Below are 19,034 nucleotides of genomic sequence, written 5' to 3'. Positions count from 1 at the left end.
CCTACTTTCAATACATGAATCTGTTCATAAAACGTAAGCCATCGAATTGTTGAACAGAATCTTGATCAATTCTTTTTCCAATACGCGCCATTAAACAATTGGCGGGATGCGAGCAGATTTCTGGATCATCGGTTGCGTAGTATTCTAATCCACCTGCATTCATCATCTTCTCCATAATTTTTCGGTACTCCCAAACGTTGAGCTTCGTCCCTTTTAAATCCCAGTGCCAATAATACTCTGTCGTTAAAATGATATAATCTTCCATCGCATCATCCATCATGGAAACCCGTAGTAGCGATTTACCAACTCCGCCACCTCGAAACTTAGGTATTACTTCAATAGCGCCAAGTTCAATGAGGTTTTTCATACTCCCCTGTGACCAGCGTTCCAAAGGATCCGGATACAAATACGTGACATAACCGACGACGGTATTCATATCACGCACGATTAAAATACGTCCCTCGGGAAGACCGGCGATTTCAACGAGCGCCTTGTGTTGTTGAGCGGGGGGTCTAAATGCGACAAGATCTTCATGAAACTCCAAATTCTCGAGATCTTCGGCAGATATTGGACCTTCAATAATAATATCGCCATTCTTATGCTTAATTTCCATTGCATTATACGTTTTTACATGTTCCAATACAATCACCACCTCATAAGATATGTACATATTCCTAGTATACAACAAAATCAAGAAAGAAAAGCCAGTTGATTCTTACAAAATCAATTATGGCTTGGCGTAATTGTGTCCGGATTTTGAATCGAGCAAGCTCGATTGACTCCTTACAAAATCTGTGACATCCGGCGGAGGCTTTATTTTCATTCAGCAAATGTATTTGTACTGAAAGCGAAGCGTCAGTTGCAGGGGTTTGTATACCCGCTAAACAGGTGGAAGAATATTGCTGAATAAAAATAAAAACTGACGGAAAAATAAAATTAATTAACTAATTCAGTATTAAGTAAGGTAGAATGAATAGTGTAAATATTTATGAAAGGGTGAGATGGATGGTAATGAAAACTTTGCCAGTTGTTCAAGGGGATTATCAACTGAGAGATTATGATCGTAAAATTGCGGAATTCAGTTGGACAGATGTGGAGAAAGAATTTAGTTGGTTCGAAAGTGGTAAGATGAATATTGCTCATGAAGCAGTTGATCGCCACGCGGAATCCTATCGCAGAAATAAGATTGCACTCTATTATAAAGATGATGATAGAAAAGAATCTTATACTTATAGAGATATGAAGAAGATGTCAAATAAGGCTGCAAACGTTTTGCGTAATCAGTCACCGCTGGAAAAAGGGGATCGTATTTTCATTTTCATGCCACGCTCTCCGGAACTATATTTTGCGCTTCTAGGTGCTTTGAAGTTAGGTGCTATCGTAGGACCGCTTTTCGAAGCGTTTATGGAAGGTGCTGTTTACGACCGATTATCTGACAGTGAAGCAACTGCAATTATTACGACACCGGCGCTTGTGGATCGGATTCCTGTAGACAAATTACCTCATCTAAAAACAGTTTTCCTCGTTGGGGAAAATATTAAAGAAGAAGGCATTTTCGTAGATTATAACAAATATATGAAGGATGCTTCACCAAACTTCCAGGTCGAATGGATGGAGCGAGAAGATCCGACATTGCTTCATTACACATCAGGTTCGACAGGCAAGCCGAAGGGTGTTTTACACGTTCAGGAGGCGATGGTGCAACAGCTACAAACAACTCGCTGGGTGCTTGATTTAAAAGATGCGGATACATTTTGGTGTACGGCAGACCCGGGCTGGGTGACAGGTACGGCTTACGGCATTTTCGGTCCTATGCTTGCTGGAGCAACAATTCTTGTTGTTGGGGGTCGGTTTTCATCAGATACATGGTATGAGGCAATTGAGGACTATGGTGTGACGGTATGGTATAGTGCTCCAACGGCATTCCGAATGCTGATGGGAGTAGGGGAAGGTCCATTAAGTAAATACAACCTTTCTTCGTTACGCCATATTCTATCTGTTGGAGAACCATTGAATCCAGAAGTTATTCGTTGGGGAACTGAAGCATTTAAACTGCGTATCCATGATACATGGTGGATGACTGAAACAGGTGCGCAAACGATTTGTAATTTTGGCTGTCTGCCGATTAAACCAGGCTCCATGGGGAAACCAGTTCCAGGAATTGAAGCAGCTATTGTGGATAACCAAGGGAATGTTCTACCGCCAAACCATATGGGGAACTTAGCGATTAAAAAAGGTTGGCCAGCTATGATGCGCCAAATTTGGAATAATCCAGAGAAGTACGATTCCTATTTCTTAAATGATGAATGGTATGTATCAGGTGATTCTGCTTACGTTGATGAAGACGGTTACTTCTTCTTCCAAGGTCGTGTAGATGACGTCATTATGACGAGTGGGGAGAGAGTTGGGCCGTTTGAGGTGGAAAGTAAACTGCTAGAGCATCCTGCAATCGTTGAAGCTGGGGTTATTGGAAAACCAGATCCGGTACGAGGTGAAATTATCAAAGCGTTTGTTGCACTTCATGATGGCTATGAACCAACAGATGAGTTGAAAGAAGATATTCGTCAGTTCGTTAAAAAAGGACTTGCAGCACATGCGGCACCGCGTGAAATTGAATTTAAAGATAAATTACCAAAAACGAGAAGTGGTAAAATTATGCGCCGTGTACTAAAAGCTTGGGAATTAAATTTACCAACCGGCGATTTATCGACGATGGAAGACTAAAAATAAATAAAAAGGCATGCCTATTTTATTACAATAGACATGCCTTTTTATTATTATTGTTGTTCAGGATCTTCCGTATCATTTTCGTCAGGTGGGGGCGTATCACCTTCTGGATCACCACCGTTTTCCGGAGGGGGAACAACTGGTGGAGTGATAACAGGAATTTCCTCTTCGGGTAATATCACTTCAATCTTGGCGACATTTGATATTACTGAAAGTTTTCCAGTGATATCAACAGCCTTTACCGTATATGATCCACTTCCAATGACGAAAGTTTTGGGTGAGCCATCGACTACAACGCCGATTTTCACACCATCCTCATAGATGTAGTAGCCGACCACGTCGTCTGAAGCTGAATCATTCCATGTAATAGTATTGTCACTTAGCGTGAGCTGCACGGGTGCGGGAGCTACGTCATCAGCTTCAAAAATTGAGTTAGATACTATATTCGAAGCGAAGACTGAATTAGCCGGAAAAAGTTTAGAAGCATCACCTTTCCAAGGTCCAAGCATTCGCTCGATGAAGGACTCATTGACACCTACGCCACCTGATGAAACAAATTCAATCGGTGTTGTAGGGTGTGCAAGATATTTCTCCCCTTTTACTAAAACATATGAAGAGGAGATAATGCTATCATCTGCATTTGTTGGCAACATCGCCTTGGCGTTGAATAAATCGGATTTTACAAGTCCAGCAGTTGAACATTCAGCTGATGGTGCAAGTCCAGAAATTCCACAGAACGACCTAGAAACAACACCATCTGGTTGCTTAAATTTAGAAGCAGCACCGACTAACTCAGGCGTTACTTCATTCGCAGCATTCATAATACGTGCAAACAGTGTGCTTGTTCGTGTGGAAGGGTGCAAGGTTTGCCGTTCAAGCCCGAAATAGAGACTGCGTTTTCGTTCTTTATAGCCAAGCCAAACTCCAAGAGAAACATTTGGATTGTAGCCGACAAGCCACGCATCGCCGTAGCCTTGCGTTGTTCCCGTTTTAGCTGCTAGATCCGTATTAAAATTCATATGTTTTGGCACTTGAGCACCCGTGCCACCCGTTTTTAAAACATCTCTTAGCATATCTGTGATCATATAACTCGTTTCTGGGCTGAATACATCGACAGGTTCAGCGGTATGTTCAAAGACGATATTGCCATGCATATCTTCAATTTTCTCGATGATATAAGCGTCAATAAATTGTCCGCCATTGGCAAATGTTGCAAAGGCATTTGTATTTTCCTCAACGCTCATACCGATATCCATTCCTCCATAAGAGGTGGCAAAGTTAACGTAGTCCCCGGGAGTTAGTTTTGAAATACCCATCTTTTTCAAAAATTCAGCTGGTCTTTGGTCGATAATATCGCGGTATAGCCTTGCTGTTGCTAAGTTTAAAGATCTTGAGAGGGCTTCCCTTGCCGGGACAATCCCTTTCTCCAGTGATTGTGTATAGTTATTCGGTGCCCAAGTGGAGCCATCTGGCTGTTTGACGCTGAATTTCACATCTACAACAGGGCTGCCAGCTCCAATGAGGCCATATTCAATGGCCGGTGCAAAGACAAGCAGTGGCTTCATAGAAGAACCATTTTGTCTGTATGCTTGCGTCGCATGGTTTGTTGCCTCTTTACTATGATCACGTCCACCGATAAAGGATAGAATTTTCCCCGTACTATTTTCAATCATGATTGCACCGACTTGTACTGGGTCTTCTTTCAACTCGATTTCGCCAGAGTGTGGATCTTTCTCTTCTCGCGTATAAGTAAATCCGTAATGTTCAAAGGACTGACCGACTTCATTCATCTTGTCATATAAAGGCTTATTGACTGTTGAATAAATTCGATAGCCGTCAATTTTCATAGAGCGTGTTGCCAAAATGTAATACTTTTCTTTCAGCTTATCTTCTTTATCCAAGCGTTCTGGATCTATCCCGTCTTTCTCGGCAATGATTTTCATTAAAATCTCAATCGTTCGATTTTGGATTTCTTGTGTTAAATAAGGATATTTTTCATTGGCACGTAAGGCAGGTTCGCGAAAGTCTTGTGTAATATCATAGGCCATGGCTTCCTTGTATTGCTGCTCGGTAATATAATTTGTTTCTTTCATTCTAAAAAGAACGGTTTTCATCCGATCAATCCCAGGCTTTAGAAATTTTTCGTCCTTGAGTCCACCGCCACTTTTAAATGGTGTGTAGCCAAATGGAGCTTGTGGAATTCCGGCGATGAATGCAGCTTGTGCGAGTGTTAGGTCGGCTGCTTTTTTGTTAAAAATCCCCTCAGCTGCCGTTTCAATCCCGGCAATATTTTGTCCATTAGCGTTTCGACCATACGGAATGATATTTAAGTAGGCTTCTAAAATTTCATCTTTTTCCATGAAGTGTTCCAGTCTCATGGCAAGTAAAATCTCTTTCGCCTTACGCTCGTAGGAAACTTCGTTCGTCAAAATTTGGTTTTTAATCAATTGCTGTGTCAGCGTTGACCCACCGGTTTGATTGTCGGAATTGGTCACGTCCTGAAGAAGTCCACGGAAGATGGCCTTTGGCACAATTCCGCTATGCTCTGAAAAATACTCGTCCTCCGTAGCATAGACTGCATCGATAACAAACGGAGAAACCTGTTGAAGTTGAGTATCTTTTCGCTCGATATCAGAATTTATTTTACCAATGTAGACATTATCGGCAAGATATATTTCAGATGTCTCCTCGTAATTGAAAATAGCATCTCGCATCTCACTTTTCGAACGAAGTGGTTCTTTTGCGACTAAGGATGCAAAATAGCCAGCACCTACTGAGGCAGCGAAAACTGATAATGTGAGTCCGAAAACGATGAACAATAAGAACAGGTTCCAGACAACACCAGAGGTGATGCGCATGCTTTTTGCCCACTTGGTTTTATTCAACTCATCAATTTTATCTTCTATAAGGTCAATTCGATTTTTTCTACGTTCACTCAAGTCAATCTCCCCCTAAAATCTTTCCTATTATAGCACATTTTGATTGTAGGTTAACGATTATATTTGACAACCTCTGAATATGGGTTAGAATGAGTGATATATATTTTTTTGCATGTTGAAAAAGTCGAAGTAGTGGCGATAGAATCGTTTAGAGAGACAGCGGGTGGTGAAAGCTGTTCGGTATATCGTGCATGAATTACAGCTTTGGAGTGTGACGCGGATGCGGCGTTAGTGCATATTGAGCGGAGAATTGTATTCTCAAGCTGGGTGGTACCGCGTTAATCATATAATTAGCGTCCCTGCATGATTTTTTTTAATCGTGCAGGGGCTTTTTTAATTTGATTTAGCAGAGATTAAACTCCCTGCTAAATCAAATTAAGCCTCCGGCGGATGTCACAAATTTTGAGGGTAGTTAATTGCGGGCAGTCTAAGTTCGCGACGTCCTGTCGCAACGACTGCATACCCGCATCCTACGGGCACAATTCAAAATTTGGACTCAATTACGCCTCGGCGTAATTGATTGTTAGTTTCAGTACCTAAAGAAATATGCTTTTTTACTATGTTTAGGAGGAATTTAAATGACAAACGCATTGATGGAAGATTTAAAGTGGAGAGGCTTGTTGTATCAACAAACGGATGAGCAAGGTCTTGAAAAGGTATTGAATGAGGAAAAAATCTCACTCTATTGCGGTGTTGACCCTACAGCAGATAGTATGCATATTGGACATATTGTTCCATTGCTAACACTGCGTCGTTTTCAAATGCACGGGCATCGTCCAATTTTACTTGTTGGTGGGGCGACGGGTATGATTGGGGATCCATCGGGGCGTTCTGACGAAAGGCAGCTTCAGACAACGGAGCAAATTGCGAAAAACGTTGAGGGCATTAAAGGGCAGTTGGAACGGATTTTTGATTTTAAGACGGATAATGGGGCCCAAATGGTCAATAATCATGACTGGATTGGGTCACTAAGCATCATCGAATTTCTACGCGACTATGGAAAACTATTAGGCGTAAATTACATGCTAGCAAAAGATAATGTCGCTTCACGACTTGAAGGTGGAATTTCCTTTACTGAATTCTCATATATGTTAATTCAAGGAATCGACTTTAACCATCTTTACAATAACTATAATTGTCGTGTGCAAATCGGTGGCTCAGACCAGTGGGGAAATATTACAACAGGTCTTGAAGTGATTCGTAAAACACATGAAGAAGAAGCGAAGGCGTTCGGCATTACGATTCCGCTTGTGACAAAAGCAGATGGCACAAAGTTCGGGAAAAGTGCAGGCGGTGCGGTGTGGCTAGATGCATCGAAAACGTCAGCATATGAGTTTTACCAGTTCTGGATTAATACAGCTGATGCAGATGTTATCAAATACATGAAAATTTTCACGTTCATGGAGCGCGAGCAAATTGAAGCATTAGAAGTATCTGTGCAAGAAGAACCGCATTTACGCAAAGCGCAGCTGACGCTTGCTGAAGAAATGACAAAATTGATTCACGGGCAGGATGCACTGGATCAGGCAATTCGTATTTCAAAAGCGTTATTTAGTGGAGATTTAAAGGCGTTGACGGCTAGTGAAATGAAGGATGCATTTAAAGATGTTCCTTCATTTGAAATGGCAAAAGAAGACAAGAACATTGTTGATTTCATTGTTGAATCGGGTGTGTCACCATCGAAGCGTCAAGCACGTGAAGATGTGACGAATGGTGCGATTTCTTTGAATGGCGAACGTGTGACGGATACAGCTTATGAAGTAGATGCTACGGATCGTTTGGAAGATGCGTTTATCATTGTCCGCCGCGGGAAGAAAAATTATAAAATGGTGAAGTTTATTTGATAATAGGCTTAGCAAGTGGAGTGCTCTTCAATACCGCTTTGTCGCTTGGTGATGGCCTCTCGCAATTAGCCTGATAGAAAACCACTATCAGTCTTATTGCTTCGGCTCACACTTGTCGCTCCTTCGCTGGATATTAGCTAGAAACAACATTTGTAAAAATAAAAGCTATTTTCCTTATGATATAGGAAAATAGCTTTTTACTGTTTTATGCATTGGTAATCCAGTCAGGCAATTTCAAATCTGCATATACTTCTGGATGAATCATTTTCCCTAATTTCAAGGCACCTTCAAGAAGGCGTGGGGAAGGGCGGCAGTAAAGTTCTTCTTCCATTTTAGCTAGACGTCCCTCTTTGACGGCAGCAAGTTGTTGCCAGCCCGGTCGTTTTAGGACGACTTCTGTTTTCATTTTATTAGTCTGAACACCAACCCACGCGAGCAGAATGTAATCGGGATTTCTCTTTAAAACATCCTCCCAATCTGTCTGTACACTGGCAAGTTCAACGTCACTGAATTCATTGAGTCCACCTGCAATCGAACTAATCTCAGTAAGCCAATTAATTCTCCCGGGCGTAAATACAGGTTTCGGCCACCATTCCCAGTAAAGGGAGGGAGTTGTTTCAACGGTTGCCGCACGTTTTTTCATATCGTCGATAAAGGCTAGGTATTCCTTTTTAATGTAGAGAGCTCGCTCTTCAATTCCGCATGTTTGTCCAACGGTTAGCAAATCTGCAGCAATATCATTCAAACTTTGTGGATCCAAAATAATATGGGGGATATTGCGTTTTTTCAGTTCTTCAACATTTTTCTCCATGCCGGGTACACTTAGTGACGCAAACACAAGATCTGGTTCATACAGTTCGAGCTTATCCATATCAATCGATAAATCAGGTCCAAGGCGAGGGAGAGTTGCTATGCTTGCTGGCCAGTCCGAAAAATCATCAACCGCAACGAGTTGATCTACGAGACCGAGATAGGCGAGTAATTCTGTGTTACTTGGACAGATTGAAATTAGTCTCATGAAGACACTCCATTCGTATGTAGTATTTTTATTGTACCACGAAAAAAAAGAGCCCTGTGAAGGACTCTTTTTTGGGAAAAACGATTAACGGTTGTAATACTCAACGATAAGTGCTTCGTTGATTTCAGCCGCTAGCTCGCTGCGCTCAGGCATACGAACGAATTGACCAACTTTAGTGTCTTTGTTGAATGTAACGAACTCAGGAACATAGCTGTTCACTTCAATTGATTCGTTTACAACATCTAGGTTTTGAGATTTCTCACGAAGAGAAATTTCTTGACCAGGTTTTACACTGTAAGAAGGGATATCAACGCGTTTGCCATCGACTAATAGGTGACCGTGGTTAACAAGTTGGCGAGCTGCACGACGTGTGCGAGCAAGACCTAGACGGTATGCAACGTTGTCAAGGCGAGTTTCAAGAAGAATCATGAAGTTCTCACCGTGTTTACCAGGCATTTTACCTGCTTTGATGAACATCGTTTTGAATTGGCGTTCGTTTACGCCGTACATGAAACGAAGTTTTTGTTTCTCTTGTAATTGCAATCCGTATTCGGAAAGTTTTTTACGTTGGTTAGGACCGTGTTGTCCTGGTGCGTAAGGGCGTTTTTCAATTTCTTTTCCTGTTCCTGAAAGTGAGATTCCAAGACGACGGGATAATTTCCAAGCTGGACCTGTATAACGAGCCATGAATGACTCCTCCTCTGTTTTTGGTTTTATTTTGTTGTAAAATAAGAACCAGATGTGTTCAATTCAAATGCCATTCTATTATCTTGCATCTTCGCCTCCGCAGCCAGGAGGTTACGTGGTGCACCTTGTGAAAGGAATAGACTGGACAATCTGAAACACACAACTGCTGCAACTATTTTACACAATTTTCATCATAACAATTATAAAGGTTTGAGTCAAGTGTCATCAATCGAAAAGAGAGTGAGTACAAATGCTTACTGAAAAGGGTAGTATAAGTAGTCCAAATGCATTAAAATAGAGAAAGATACCAATTTTCAATATATATTACTGTTGAGGTGAGGGAATGATAGATTACCGATTAATATTATTTCAAATTAAGAATGAGTTAATAGATTTGATAACTGGAGATACAAATGTCGAGTCATATGGACAATGGTTTGACATTCTGAGGCCGAGACTACGACATTATTTTGATATTGAGGAAGTTGATTTCTTCATTAGTAATCATACAAAGCTTATGCCCATCGGGAGGCACCGGTCTGCTACTGAAATAAATAATGCTGTTCCCATATATAAGTTGGATCGTACAACATCATCTGCAAAAAAAGCTTACATTAAAGAATTTACAAATAGAGGATATGAATATGCGGATGATTTTTTACCTTTTCGTGACGAGCAATCAGGAATGCTTGGACTTTTGCTCGTCAAGTCGTCAGAAAAATGGCGCGAATTTTCCGAATCATCATATATAGATGAACTCGAATATGCCATCAGTCGGCTAATCCTAGCGGTGAAAAGACTCATCATATTACGAAAAAGAGAAAAGGATGCAAGACGGCTGTACGGTGTAATGGAGTTATTCAATGCAACGATGGACAGTGAAGTCATCCTTGATGGGATTGTAGAGGCGACATCAAAGGCGTTTCCAGACTTTCCTGTCGAATTATTTTTATCCCATGAACAGAAGGAATTTAGACACTCCTATAAACTGTTGGACTATATGAATGAAAGGGAGCCAACGATGACTGCCTTTGTGTCAGGCGAAGTGACGATAGAGGAGATGCTTGAACTTGAAGGACGTTTCATCAATGTGCCTATTGTGGGAAGGCAGGGTATTTATGGAGTGTTGCGCATGGAAGTCCCAATCGACTTTGTTTTTTCAGCATCGGATGACAACTTCATCCGAGTTGTTGCAACGACAGCAGGTAATGCTTTAGAAAATGCTAGTTTGTACGATCAATCGCATCGCGTTATTGAAGACTTACAGTTAATCAATGAGACGTCGAGAAAGTTGAATAGCAATATGCCCTTCAATGAAATGATTTCATTTTTGAAAGAGCAGCTCAAACAAACATTTTACCCGATGGAAACGGCATTCATTTTTTACGATGAAACAGGCGATTACAAAGTTTCTCCATTGAGCTCGGATTTCTTCAGATTAAAAACGGGTGGTGAGTATATTAAGCTTGCTTCTACAAACTTGAAGAATGGTAAAGAGGCTTTGTTTGAGGCAAATTATAGTAGCACTGTTAGTGAGAAGGTACTCTATGAGTCTATTATTGCAATACCGATTATGAATCAAGAGAAAGTAGCCGGCTTTGTCATCTTAGTACATAAAGAACCGTACTTTTTCTCGTTCGAAAGCTTTAAGCTGATGGGTTCACTTATTGGACATTCCTCACTTGCTCTTGCGAACTCAATTTTGCAGGGACAGCTACAAGAACTGGTGGATAAAGATAACTTAACTAAACTGTATACACGTAGTTATTTAGACAAGGTTGTTGAGGAATCGATTGAAAATGATGAGACGGGCGTGTTTTTATTATTGGATGTCGATAATTTTAAATTCGTTAATGACACTTATGGCCACGCGAAGGGAGATGGTGTATTACAGCAAATCTCATCCGCAATTTTATCGGAAGTGACTGACTTGGGCACAGCGGCGAGATGGGGTGGGGAGGAAATCGCGATTTACTTACCATTAGTTGATCTGACTAAAGGTACAGAACTTGCGAGTCGGATGGTCGAATTGATTCCAACAGTTACAGAGCCACAAGTAACCGTTTCGATAGGAGTAAATAGCTGGAAAAAGGAACAACCGATGACATTCCAAGAGCTTTTCCATTACACTGATACAGCGTTATATATGGCGAAAAACAACGGAAAAAACCAATTCGTAATTTATGGAACAGCTATCACTCAATTGTAAGATGAGTTTTATAGTTTTTCTTTGTTAAAATAATGTGTAAAATAAAATGACAGAACGTTATGAAAACGGAGGATGGATACTATGAAAAATCAAGGGCTACACAAGGATACAATCGTCGTACATGAAGGCTATGTAGATAAGGATCATCATGGTAGTCTAGCTGTTCCGCTTTATCAAACATCAACATTTTCATTTGAAACAGCTAGTCAAGGAGCAGATAGATTTTCAGGTGCTGAGGAAGGAAATATTTATTCTAGACTTGGCAATCCAACAGTACGTGTGCTAGAGGAACGTATGACGGCTCTCGAAAATGGTGGGGGAACGCTTGCTTTCGGTTCAGGGATGGCAGCCGTTAGTGCGATTTTGGTGCATTTGACTAAATCGGGTGATCATATATTATGCCCGCGAGGAATTTATGGCTGTACATTTGGGCTATTGGGGATTATGGAGCGCAAATATAACATTCAGCATGACCTAATCCGAATGGCAACGGAAGAAGAAATCGAACAGGCGGTTAAGCCAGAAACGGTTTGTATTTATATAGAAACACCTATCAATCCAACGATGGAGCTCGTAGACATTCAGGCAGTCGTCAATGTTGCAAAGCGTCATGGTTTGCGAGTAGTTGTTGATAATACGTTTTCATCACCCTATTTGCAAACGCCACTGGATTTTGGTGTGGATTTTGTCCTTCATAGTGCGACAAAATACATCAATGGTCATGGTGATGTCATTGGAGGGCTATTGACAGGTAAAGATAAGGAAGAGATGGAATCTATTCGGATGACCGTACAAAAGGATTTTGGAGGCATTATGTCACCATTTGATGCTTGGCTCTTAATTCGCGGATTAAAAACTTTACCGGTTCGGATGGAACGTCATTCATCGAATGCAGAGAAGCTCATTGCTTATTTAAAAGGCCAGCCGCAAGTGAAGGAAGTTTTCTATCCGTTCGACCCGGATAACCCGCAATATGCAATTGCTCAACGACAAATGCGAGCAGGTGGCGGAATCATTTCATTTACAGTAAAGGGCGGAAAAGAGGAGGCGCAGTTATTTATGGATCGCCTTGCACTTATTAAGATTGCGGTAAGTCTTGGAGATGCGGAGACACTCATTCAACATCCGGCAACGATGACTCATTCTAGTATTCCTGAGCAGGAGCGTCTTCGCATGGGGATTACGGATTCCTTGCTACGCCTTTCTGTAGGGCTCGAGCATGCTGAAGATTTAATTCACGATATGGATGCGGCATTTTCAGCAATGACATAAATATAAAACGAAAAAACAGCCTTGGTCAAAATAAACCAAGGCTGTTTCTGTTTAAATATGTTGAATAAGAATTTGAGCGATTTGCTCGAGGCCAAGACGATCCTCTTCAGTGAAGCGATTAAGTTCAGGGCTATCAATATCGAGTACGCCGAGAAGCTGGCCATTTTTGACGAGCGGTACGACAATTTCAGATTTCGAAGCTGCATCGCAGGCAATATGTCCTGGGAATGCATTGACGTCTTCGACCACGATAGATTGCTGTGTCTTGGCGGCAGTTCCGCAGACGCCTCTGCCGAGAGGAATGCGAATGCACGCGGGAAGTCCTTGGAAAGGTCCAAGTACAAGCTCTTCCTCATCTAGTAGATAAAAGCCGACCCAATTGATGCGGTCGAAAAATTGATTGAGTAATGCTGAAGCGTTACTCAAATTGGCATATCTATTTTTCTCACCTGTCAATAAAGCATCTAATTGGCCTGCCAGTTGCTTATATTTCAAGTGGCTGTCAGTTGCATAATCGATTTCTACGAACAAAGAAAGCACCCCTTTATACAAAATCATTAATGAAATAAGTATACAATTTCAGCCATTCATAGACAAATTTTTTGAATGAAATGAGTGGAAAACAGATTTTTCCCTATAAATCATTCATTTTCGCAACTAAAAGACTTTAAACGTGGTACTATATAGGATATATATCAAGGCACAGTGACTCGGGATAGGGGGACCACGATGATATACTTCATCATTCCAATTATAGTACTCATCATAGCAATAACAATCATCTTTATGTTCAGACGCAAGCATATTCAGCAAGTCGGTCGACTGGAGCAGGAGAAATTGCAAATCCAACACAAACCGATTTTAGAAGAGATGACAAAAGTCAAACAACTGAATATGACAGGTGAAACCGAGGAAAACTTTGAACGTTGGCGCAACGAGTGGACAGAAGTAATGGATATACATATGCCCAAAATTGACTCACTGTTATTCGACGTTGAAGATTTGGTCGATCGTTTTCGTTTTGGGAAAGCAACTGAAGTAGAAAAGGGTATCCAGGAGAAGATTCTTTTTTGTGATAAAAAGATGAATGATATATTACAAGAATTGAATGAACTCGTTGGAAGTGAAGAGAAAAACCGGATTGAAATGGAAAAATTGAAGGAGCAGCATCGTGCTGCACGAAAAACAATCCTTGCACATCAGCATTCATTTGGGATGACGGCTAATCCATTGGAGAAAGAACTGGAAGCGTTTAATCCGAAATTTGACGAATTTGACGAGCTGACAGATAACGGAAACTATTTACTGGCGAGGGAAATTGTTATTTCTTTGTCGGCAAAAGGGGACCGACTGTTTGAAATTATTCATGAAACGCCTTCCTTATTGGCGGAGCTCCAAAATAAGATTCCAGCAGCTCTTCGTGAGCTCCGGAACGGAATGAAAGAGATGGAAGAGCAATCTTATTATCTGCAACATTTAGAATTGACGGACCACCTCGACGCCATTGAAAGTGAACTGGAAGAGTTGCAGTCTAAAATGGCTGAATTACAAATTGAATCTGTCCAACAGGGCACTTCAGAAATAAATGATCGCATCGATTCCTATTATGATGCTTTAGAAAATGAAGTAACTGCCAAGCATTATGTCGATGACAATCATGGCGAAATTGCAGCAAAGCTAGTAGAAATTACTGCACTAACAAAGGAAACTTCAGACGAAGCGGCATTTGTACAGCAAAGTTATCGACTAAATGAACAAGAGGCGCAAATACCACAGCAATCACTTAAAAAATTGTCGGCAATTGATAAACGATTTGAAATGCTAGCTGGTCGAATTGAGGAGAAAGTATCTGCCAATTCAAGCTTACAAGAAGAGCTACAGCAGATTTCTGAGGAACTCATGCAAATAGCTGATGAGCAAGATAGCTTCGCTAATCGTATGAAAAATTTACGCATCGACGAAAATAATGTCCGAACAAAGCTGGAGGAACTTTCTCGTAAATTACAACATACAGATCGAATGCTTCAAAAAGGGAATATTCCAGGGATTCCAGATGAAATGGAAGCACGACTTGAAGAGGCTGACGAACAAATTTATATTGTGACACAAAGCTTGCAGGAAGTACCCCTTAATATGAGCCTTGTGGACACATACTTGGAAAGTGCAGAAAAAGCGGTTATTGACGTTACCGGAAAAGTGGAAGAGCTACTCGATAATGTCATGCTAATCGAATGGATTATTCAATACGGGAATCGCTACCGTGCTTCTAATCCGGAAATGCATGAACGCCTGTTGGATGCCGAAGAATCGTTTAGACAATTCCGGTATGCTAAAGCATTGGAAGAAGCGGCGACAGCAGTCGAGGAAGTTGAACCGGGTGCTATGAAGCGAATTCAGGAACTTGTCAAAGAACATGTGTAAGATGATACAATAGAAGAACTTGTGAAGGTTTGGTAACGAAAAAATAGCCACCGGCATAGTAAGTGCAGGTGGCTTTGTCACGTTTATCTTCATTCAGCAGAAGCCTCCGGCGGGTGTCACTTATTTTTAGGGGAGCTTTTCGAGTTAACTCGAAAAAAATCCGGGCACAATTACGTCAAGGCGTAATTGATATTTGTGATGATTGAAAGGATGAAACAAATGATTTACTTTGACAACAGCGCGACGACTGTTCCAGATGAAAGTGTCTTGAACTCTTTCGTGGAAGTGAATAAGCGATTTTTTGCAAATCCAGCTTCTATTCATCTTGCGGGGAAGCAAGCGGAAGCCTTGCTAGAAAAATCAAGAGCACAAATTTTATCGATTCTTGGCGTGCCAGATGGTCAAGTTGTATTTACTTCTGGAGGGACAGAAGCGAATAATTTAGCAGTCATCGGTTTTGCACAGGCACTGCGGTCCAGGGGAAACCACCTTATTACGTCAGAAATTGAGCATCCTTCTGTTCTGAATGCGATGAAATATCTAGAAACACAAGGGTTTGAGGTTGATTACTTAACGGTGGATGAACAAGGGATGATTTCTACCGAAGAGCTAAAGAGTAAGCTGCGGGTAGAAACAACTGTAGTAAGTATTATGCATGTTAACAATGAAATTGGCACAATTCAGCCGCTAGCTGAGTGTGCACGTATTATTAAAAAGTGCTCACGCGCATTATTCCATTCGGATGCGGTGCAAAGCTTTGGAAAATTACCAGTTTCGCTGGCGGGCGATGGACCGGACGCTATTACCATCTCAGCCCATAAAATTAATGGTTTAAAAGGGTCGGGTTTATTAGCATTTAGAAAAGGCATTTCACCACAAGCTTTGAACTTTGGTGGAGGTCAAGAAAATGGGCTGCGAAGTGGTACGGTAGCCGTTGCTGATGCTGTTTCACTTGCTAAAGCGATACGTATTAGCGCATTAGATGAAGAGCAGAAGGATTTCAGATATTGGAGAAATCGGCTGATTCGTTTTATCGAGCCTTATAGGGATGCTGTTATCCTTGCACCTGATAAGGCGGCGCCGCATATTGTTTCGATTGCATTTTACAAAGTAAAAGGTGAAGTTGCTGTTAATTTCTTTCAAGAAAAAGGCATTACAGTATCGACTTCCAGTGCTTGTTCTTCGAAAAGTGGCGCCGCCGGGCATGTAATAGAAGCAATTCAATTGGCCGACAAATATAAAAACGGAGTCATCCGGGTAAGTTTTGGGAAAGATAATAGTGAACAACATGTAGTGGAATTCGAGCAGGTATTTGCTCAGTTCATGGAGCTGCTTGGAAGGGGAAATGACTGATGGAATGGAACGAATTATTAATCCGCTATGGTGAAATATCATTAAAAGGTCGGAATCGAAATATCTTTGTTAGGAAGTTACGCAATAATATAAAAGAAGCTTTAAGTGATTTACCGACAGTTGTGTTAAAGTCGGAACGCGACCGGATGTTCATGTTTGCAGATGACAAGCAGGACATGGAGCAAGCAATTGAGAGGTTACCATATATTTTTGGCATACAATCCTTCAGTCCGGTCGCAAAATGCGAAGCTACACTTGAAGCAATCAAAGAAACTGCTATCGATGTAATCGGAGCTGGTGAAACGGCAGGAAAAACATTTAAGGTAGAAATTAGGCGGACGGACAAATCATTCCCGCTCGTAACGGGAGAGTTACAACAAGAAATAGCGGCGCATGTATTAAAACAATTTCCTGAATTGATTGTGCAGATGAAAAAACCAGAAATACTATTGCATGTGGAAATTAGAAGTGAAGGTGCTTTCTTGACAGCGAAAGTACATAAGGGCGCTGCTGGTATGCCAGTTGGGTCAAATGGTCATTCGTTATTGATGTTATCAGGAGGCATTGATAGCCCAGTTGCGGGTTACTTAATGATGAAACGCGGAGTGTCAATTGACGCGATTCACTTTGCAAGTCCGCCGTTTACAAGTGAAATGTCAAAAAAGAAAGTTATGGATTTGGCTGAGAAATTAAGTTCTTTCGGTGCGGCAGTCCGTCTTCATATTATTCCGTTTACAGAGATTCAACAAACAATCGTTAATCAGGTACCGGACAACATATCGATGACGACAACGCGGAGATTAATGCTGCAAATTGCCGATCAAGTCCGTGCAGAAATAGGTGCACTCGCTATTGTGACTGGAGAGAGTCTTGGGCAAGTGGCAAGTCAGACGCTTGAAAGTTTGACGGCTATCAATGCCGTAACATCAACGCCGATTTTGCGTCCTCTTGTTGCTTCAGACAAGCTTGATATTATAGAGATTGCACAAAAAATCGGGACTTATGATATTTCGATTCAACCATACGAAGATTGTTGTACAATCTTTTCACCTTCGAATCCAAAAACAAAACCGAAGCTTGAAAAAGTTATCCACTATGAGAGTTTTACTGATTTCGCACCGATGGTTGAGGAAGCGGTGAATGAGCGGGTAACCATTGACTTGCCGCTTCAGCAGCAAGACGAATTCGAAGATTTGTTGTAAGTGATACAAAAATTACCAGTGAAACCTTGTGCATGAATTTGCGTACGCGGCACATTCTACATGCACAAGGAGGTGGTAATCATGGCTAGTAACAACAGCGGTAATTCAAATCAGCTTGTCGTTCCAGGTGTAAGACAAGCACTTGATCAAATGAAAAATGAAATTGCAAACGAATTTGGTGTACAGATGGGCCCAGATGCTACATCGCGTGCCAACGGATCCGTCGGCGGAGAAATTACGAAGCGATTAGTACGTCAGGCGCAACAACAAATGGGTGGCACTAACCAACAATAATTACAATATGAAAAGCTGTTTCGGAATTTTTCCGGAGCAGCTTTTCGCTTTTATCTTCATTCAGCAAATGCTTTTGTACTGAAAGTGAAGCGTCAGCTAAAGGAGACTCCCACCTCTCTAGATAGTGAGAAGAACGCGTTTTTGTTTTCCTATTAAGTGGGTGTTCAAACTCCCGCTGAATGAAGAATGGAAGGCAACCTAAGTTCACCGCGTCCTGCGGCAACGGTTGCTAACCAACATCCTGTTGGCCTGCGGATGTCACAGATTTTGAATCGAGCAAGATCGATTCAAAATCTGTACGCAATTACGCCGAGGTGTAATTGATAGTGTAGGCAGGAATGGGCGTATTTAAACGATTTCAGTCAACTTGGCGGAAGTTACCTAACGATAGGATTGCATGAATTTTTGTCATTGGTACATGCTATCTGCATAAGGAGGTGACATACAATGCCAAACAGTGGTAATTCAAATCAACTTGTTGTTCCAGGCGTAAGACAAGCACTTGATCAAATGAAAAATGAAATTGCAAACGAATTTGGTGTACAGATGGGTCCAGACTCTACATCGCGCGCCAATGGATCCGTTGGCGGAGAGATTACAAAACGGTTAGTACGCCAGGCACAACAACAAATGGGCGGTTATAGCCAAAAGTAATGATGTGATATAACAGGTTGTTTAGGAATCGTTTTTCTTCCTAACAGTGTAGGCGTAAAGGGAGTATTTTAAACTTCTTTAATTATTTTGGGAGAAGTTACCAACTGCTCGATGTGCATGAATTTTCACCCAAAGCACAATCTACCTGTACAAGGAGGTGACATACAATGCCAAACAGTGGTAATTCAAATCAACTTGTTGTTCCAGGTGTTAGACAGGCGCTGGATCAAATGAAGAACGAAATCGCAAATGAATTTGGAGTACAAATGGGCCCAGATGCTACATCGCGTGCCAACGGATCCGTCGGCGGAGAAATTACAAAGCGATTAGTACGTCAAGCTCAAGAGCAAATGAAGGGTTACCAAAAATAATGAAATAGATGACAAGCCGCCTCTAAAACTAAGAGGCGGCTTG

General features: G+C 41.4%; 15 protein-coding genes. 10 read left to right on the top strand and 5 right to left on the bottom strand.

Going from position 1 to position 19,034, the window contains the following annotated elements; genetic code table 11:
* Positions 1-7 precede the first annotated feature (7 nt).
* Entirely contained in the window at positions 8-640 is a 633-nt protein-coding gene (locus MKZ10_RS13480; RefSeq protein ID WP_342505460.1) for a GNAT family N-acetyltransferase, read from the bottom strand.
* A 365-nt stretch (positions 641-1,005) separates the two neighbouring features.
* On the opposite strand from MKZ10_RS13480, the gene acsA reads away from it, so the two are divergent.
* A complete protein-coding gene (acsA, locus tag MKZ10_RS13475; protein ID WP_342505459.1) occupies positions 1,006-2,724 on the top strand; it encodes an acetate--CoA ligase in 1,719 nt (572 codons plus the stop codon).
* A 53-nt stretch (positions 2,725-2,777) separates the two neighbouring features.
* Here the strand turns inward: acsA and MKZ10_RS13470 are convergent, their stop codons facing one another.
* On the bottom strand, positions 2,778-5,666 hold the full coding sequence (locus MKZ10_RS13470; RefSeq protein ID WP_342505458.1) for a transglycosylase domain-containing protein: 2,889 nt from the start codon (positions 5,664-5,666) through the stop codon (positions 2,778-2,780).
* A gap of 578 nt (positions 5,667-6,244) precedes the next feature.
* Between MKZ10_RS13470 and tyrS the strand changes: the two genes are divergently transcribed.
* On the top strand, positions 6,245-7,510 hold the full coding sequence (gene tyrS, locus MKZ10_RS13465) for a tyrosine--tRNA ligase (protein ID WP_342505457.1): 1,266 nt from the start codon (positions 6,245-6,247) through the stop codon (positions 7,508-7,510).
* Between the two features lie 205 nt (positions 7,511-7,715).
* Here the strand turns inward: tyrS and MKZ10_RS13460 are convergent, their stop codons facing one another.
* Positions 7,716-8,528, bottom strand: a complete 813-nt coding sequence (locus MKZ10_RS13460) for a cobalamin-binding protein (RefSeq protein ID WP_342505456.1) — start codon at positions 8,526-8,528, stop codon at positions 7,716-7,718.
* An 84-nt stretch (positions 8,529-8,612) separates the two neighbouring features.
* Positions 8,613-9,215, bottom strand: a complete 603-nt coding sequence (gene rpsD / locus MKZ10_RS13455; RefSeq protein WP_342505455.1) for a 30S ribosomal protein S4 — start codon at positions 9,213-9,215, stop codon at positions 8,613-8,615.
* A gap of 343 nt (positions 9,216-9,558) precedes the next feature.
* Between rpsD and MKZ10_RS13450 the strand changes: the two genes are divergently transcribed.
* Positions 9,559-11,424 (top strand): sensor domain-containing diguanylate cyclase, encoded by a 1,866-nt coding sequence (locus MKZ10_RS13450; protein ID WP_342505454.1) that lies wholly within the window; start codon positions 9,559-9,561, stop codon positions 11,422-11,424.
* An 81-nt stretch (positions 11,425-11,505) separates the two neighbouring features.
* A complete protein-coding gene (gene megL / locus MKZ10_RS13445) occupies positions 11,506-12,696 on the top strand; it encodes a methionine gamma-lyase (protein ID WP_342505453.1) in 1,191 nt (396 codons plus the stop codon).
* A gap of 51 nt (positions 12,697-12,747) precedes the next feature.
* Here the strand turns inward: megL and MKZ10_RS13440 are convergent, their stop codons facing one another.
* The gene (locus MKZ10_RS13440) at positions 12,748-13,227 is read right to left on the bottom strand and encodes a GAF domain-containing protein (protein WP_342505452.1); all 480 of its coding nucleotides are present in this window, start codon (positions 13,225-13,227) and stop codon (positions 12,748-12,750) included.
* Between the two features lie 198 nt (positions 13,228-13,425).
* On the opposite strand from MKZ10_RS13440, the gene ezrA reads away from it, so the two are divergent.
* The 6 genes from ezrA to MKZ10_RS13410 all read left to right on the top strand — a co-directional run bounded on the left by ezrA (position 13,426) and on the right by MKZ10_RS13410 (position 18,991).
* Entirely contained in the window at positions 13,426-15,117 is a 1,692-nt protein-coding gene (gene ezrA, locus MKZ10_RS13435; RefSeq protein ID WP_342505451.1) for a septation ring formation regulator EzrA, read from the top strand.
* Between the two features lie 219 nt (positions 15,118-15,336).
* Entirely contained in the window at positions 15,337-16,470 is a 1,134-nt protein-coding gene (locus tag MKZ10_RS13430; RefSeq protein WP_342505450.1) for a cysteine desulfurase family protein, read from the top strand.
* Positions 16,470-17,672, top strand: coding sequence for a tRNA uracil 4-sulfurtransferase ThiI (thiI, locus tag MKZ10_RS13425; RefSeq protein WP_342505449.1), 1,203 nt, complete (start codon positions 16,470-16,472; stop codon positions 17,670-17,672). The genes MKZ10_RS13430 and thiI overlap by 1 nt, the downstream gene beginning before the upstream one ends.
* An 81-nt stretch (positions 17,673-17,753) precedes the next feature.
* A complete protein-coding gene (locus MKZ10_RS13420) occupies positions 17,754-17,966 on the top strand; it encodes an alpha/beta-type small acid-soluble spore protein (RefSeq protein WP_342505448.1) in 213 nt (70 codons plus the stop codon).
* Positions 17,967-18,413: 447 nt separating this feature from the next.
* The gene (locus tag MKZ10_RS13415; protein WP_342505447.1) at positions 18,414-18,620 is read left to right on the top strand and encodes an alpha/beta-type small acid-soluble spore protein; all 207 of its coding nucleotides are present in this window, start codon (positions 18,414-18,416) and stop codon (positions 18,618-18,620) included.
* 167 nt (positions 18,621-18,787) lie between these two features.
* On the top strand, positions 18,788-18,991 hold the full coding sequence (locus tag MKZ10_RS13410) for an alpha/beta-type small acid-soluble spore protein (RefSeq protein WP_340737325.1): 204 nt from the start codon (positions 18,788-18,790) through the stop codon (positions 18,989-18,991).
* Positions 18,992-19,034: the final 43 nt, after the last annotated feature.

Source organism: Sporosarcina sp. FSL K6-2383, from assembly GCF_038618305.1.
In the GTDB taxonomy this organism is placed as follows: domain Bacteria; phylum Bacillota; class Bacilli; order Bacillales_A; family Planococcaceae; genus Sporosarcina.
This window is presented reverse-complemented; position numbering and strand designations above follow the sequence as displayed.

Coding starts and splice junctions, on each gene's coding strand:
- acsA (WP_342505459.1), top strand. CDS start 1,006: ATGGTAATGAAAACTTTGCCAGTTGTTCAAGGGGATTATCAACTGAGA.
- tyrS (WP_342505457.1), top strand. CDS start 6,245: ATGACAAACGCATTGATGGAAGATTTAAAGTGGAGAGGCTTGTTGTAT.
- MKZ10_RS13460 (WP_342505456.1), bottom strand. CDS start 8,528: ATGAGACTAATTTCAATCTGTCCAAGTAACACAGAATTACTCGCCTAT.
- rpsD (WP_342505455.1), bottom strand. CDS start 9,215: ATGGCTCGTTATACAGGTCCAGCTTGGAAATTATCCCGTCGTCTTGGA.
- MKZ10_RS13450 (WP_342505454.1), top strand. CDS start 9,559: ATGATAGATTACCGATTAATATTATTTCAAATTAAGAATGAGTTAATA.
- megL (WP_342505453.1), top strand. CDS start 11,506: ATGAAAAATCAAGGGCTACACAAGGATACAATCGTCGTACATGAAGGC.
- ezrA (WP_342505451.1), top strand. CDS start 13,426: ATGATATACTTCATCATTCCAATTATAGTACTCATCATAGCAATAACA.
- MKZ10_RS13430 (WP_342505450.1), top strand. CDS start 15,337: ATGATTTACTTTGACAACAGCGCGACGACTGTTCCAGATGAAAGTGTC.
- thiI (WP_342505449.1), top strand. CDS start 16,470: ATGGAATGGAACGAATTATTAATCCGCTATGGTGAAATATCATTAAAA.
- MKZ10_RS13420 (WP_342505448.1), top strand. CDS start 17,754: ATGGCTAGTAACAACAGCGGTAATTCAAATCAGCTTGTCGTTCCAGGT.
- MKZ10_RS13415 (WP_342505447.1), top strand. CDS start 18,414: ATGCCAAACAGTGGTAATTCAAATCAACTTGTTGTTCCAGGCGTAAGA.
- MKZ10_RS13410 (WP_340737325.1), top strand. CDS start 18,788: ATGCCAAACAGTGGTAATTCAAATCAACTTGTTGTTCCAGGTGTTAGA.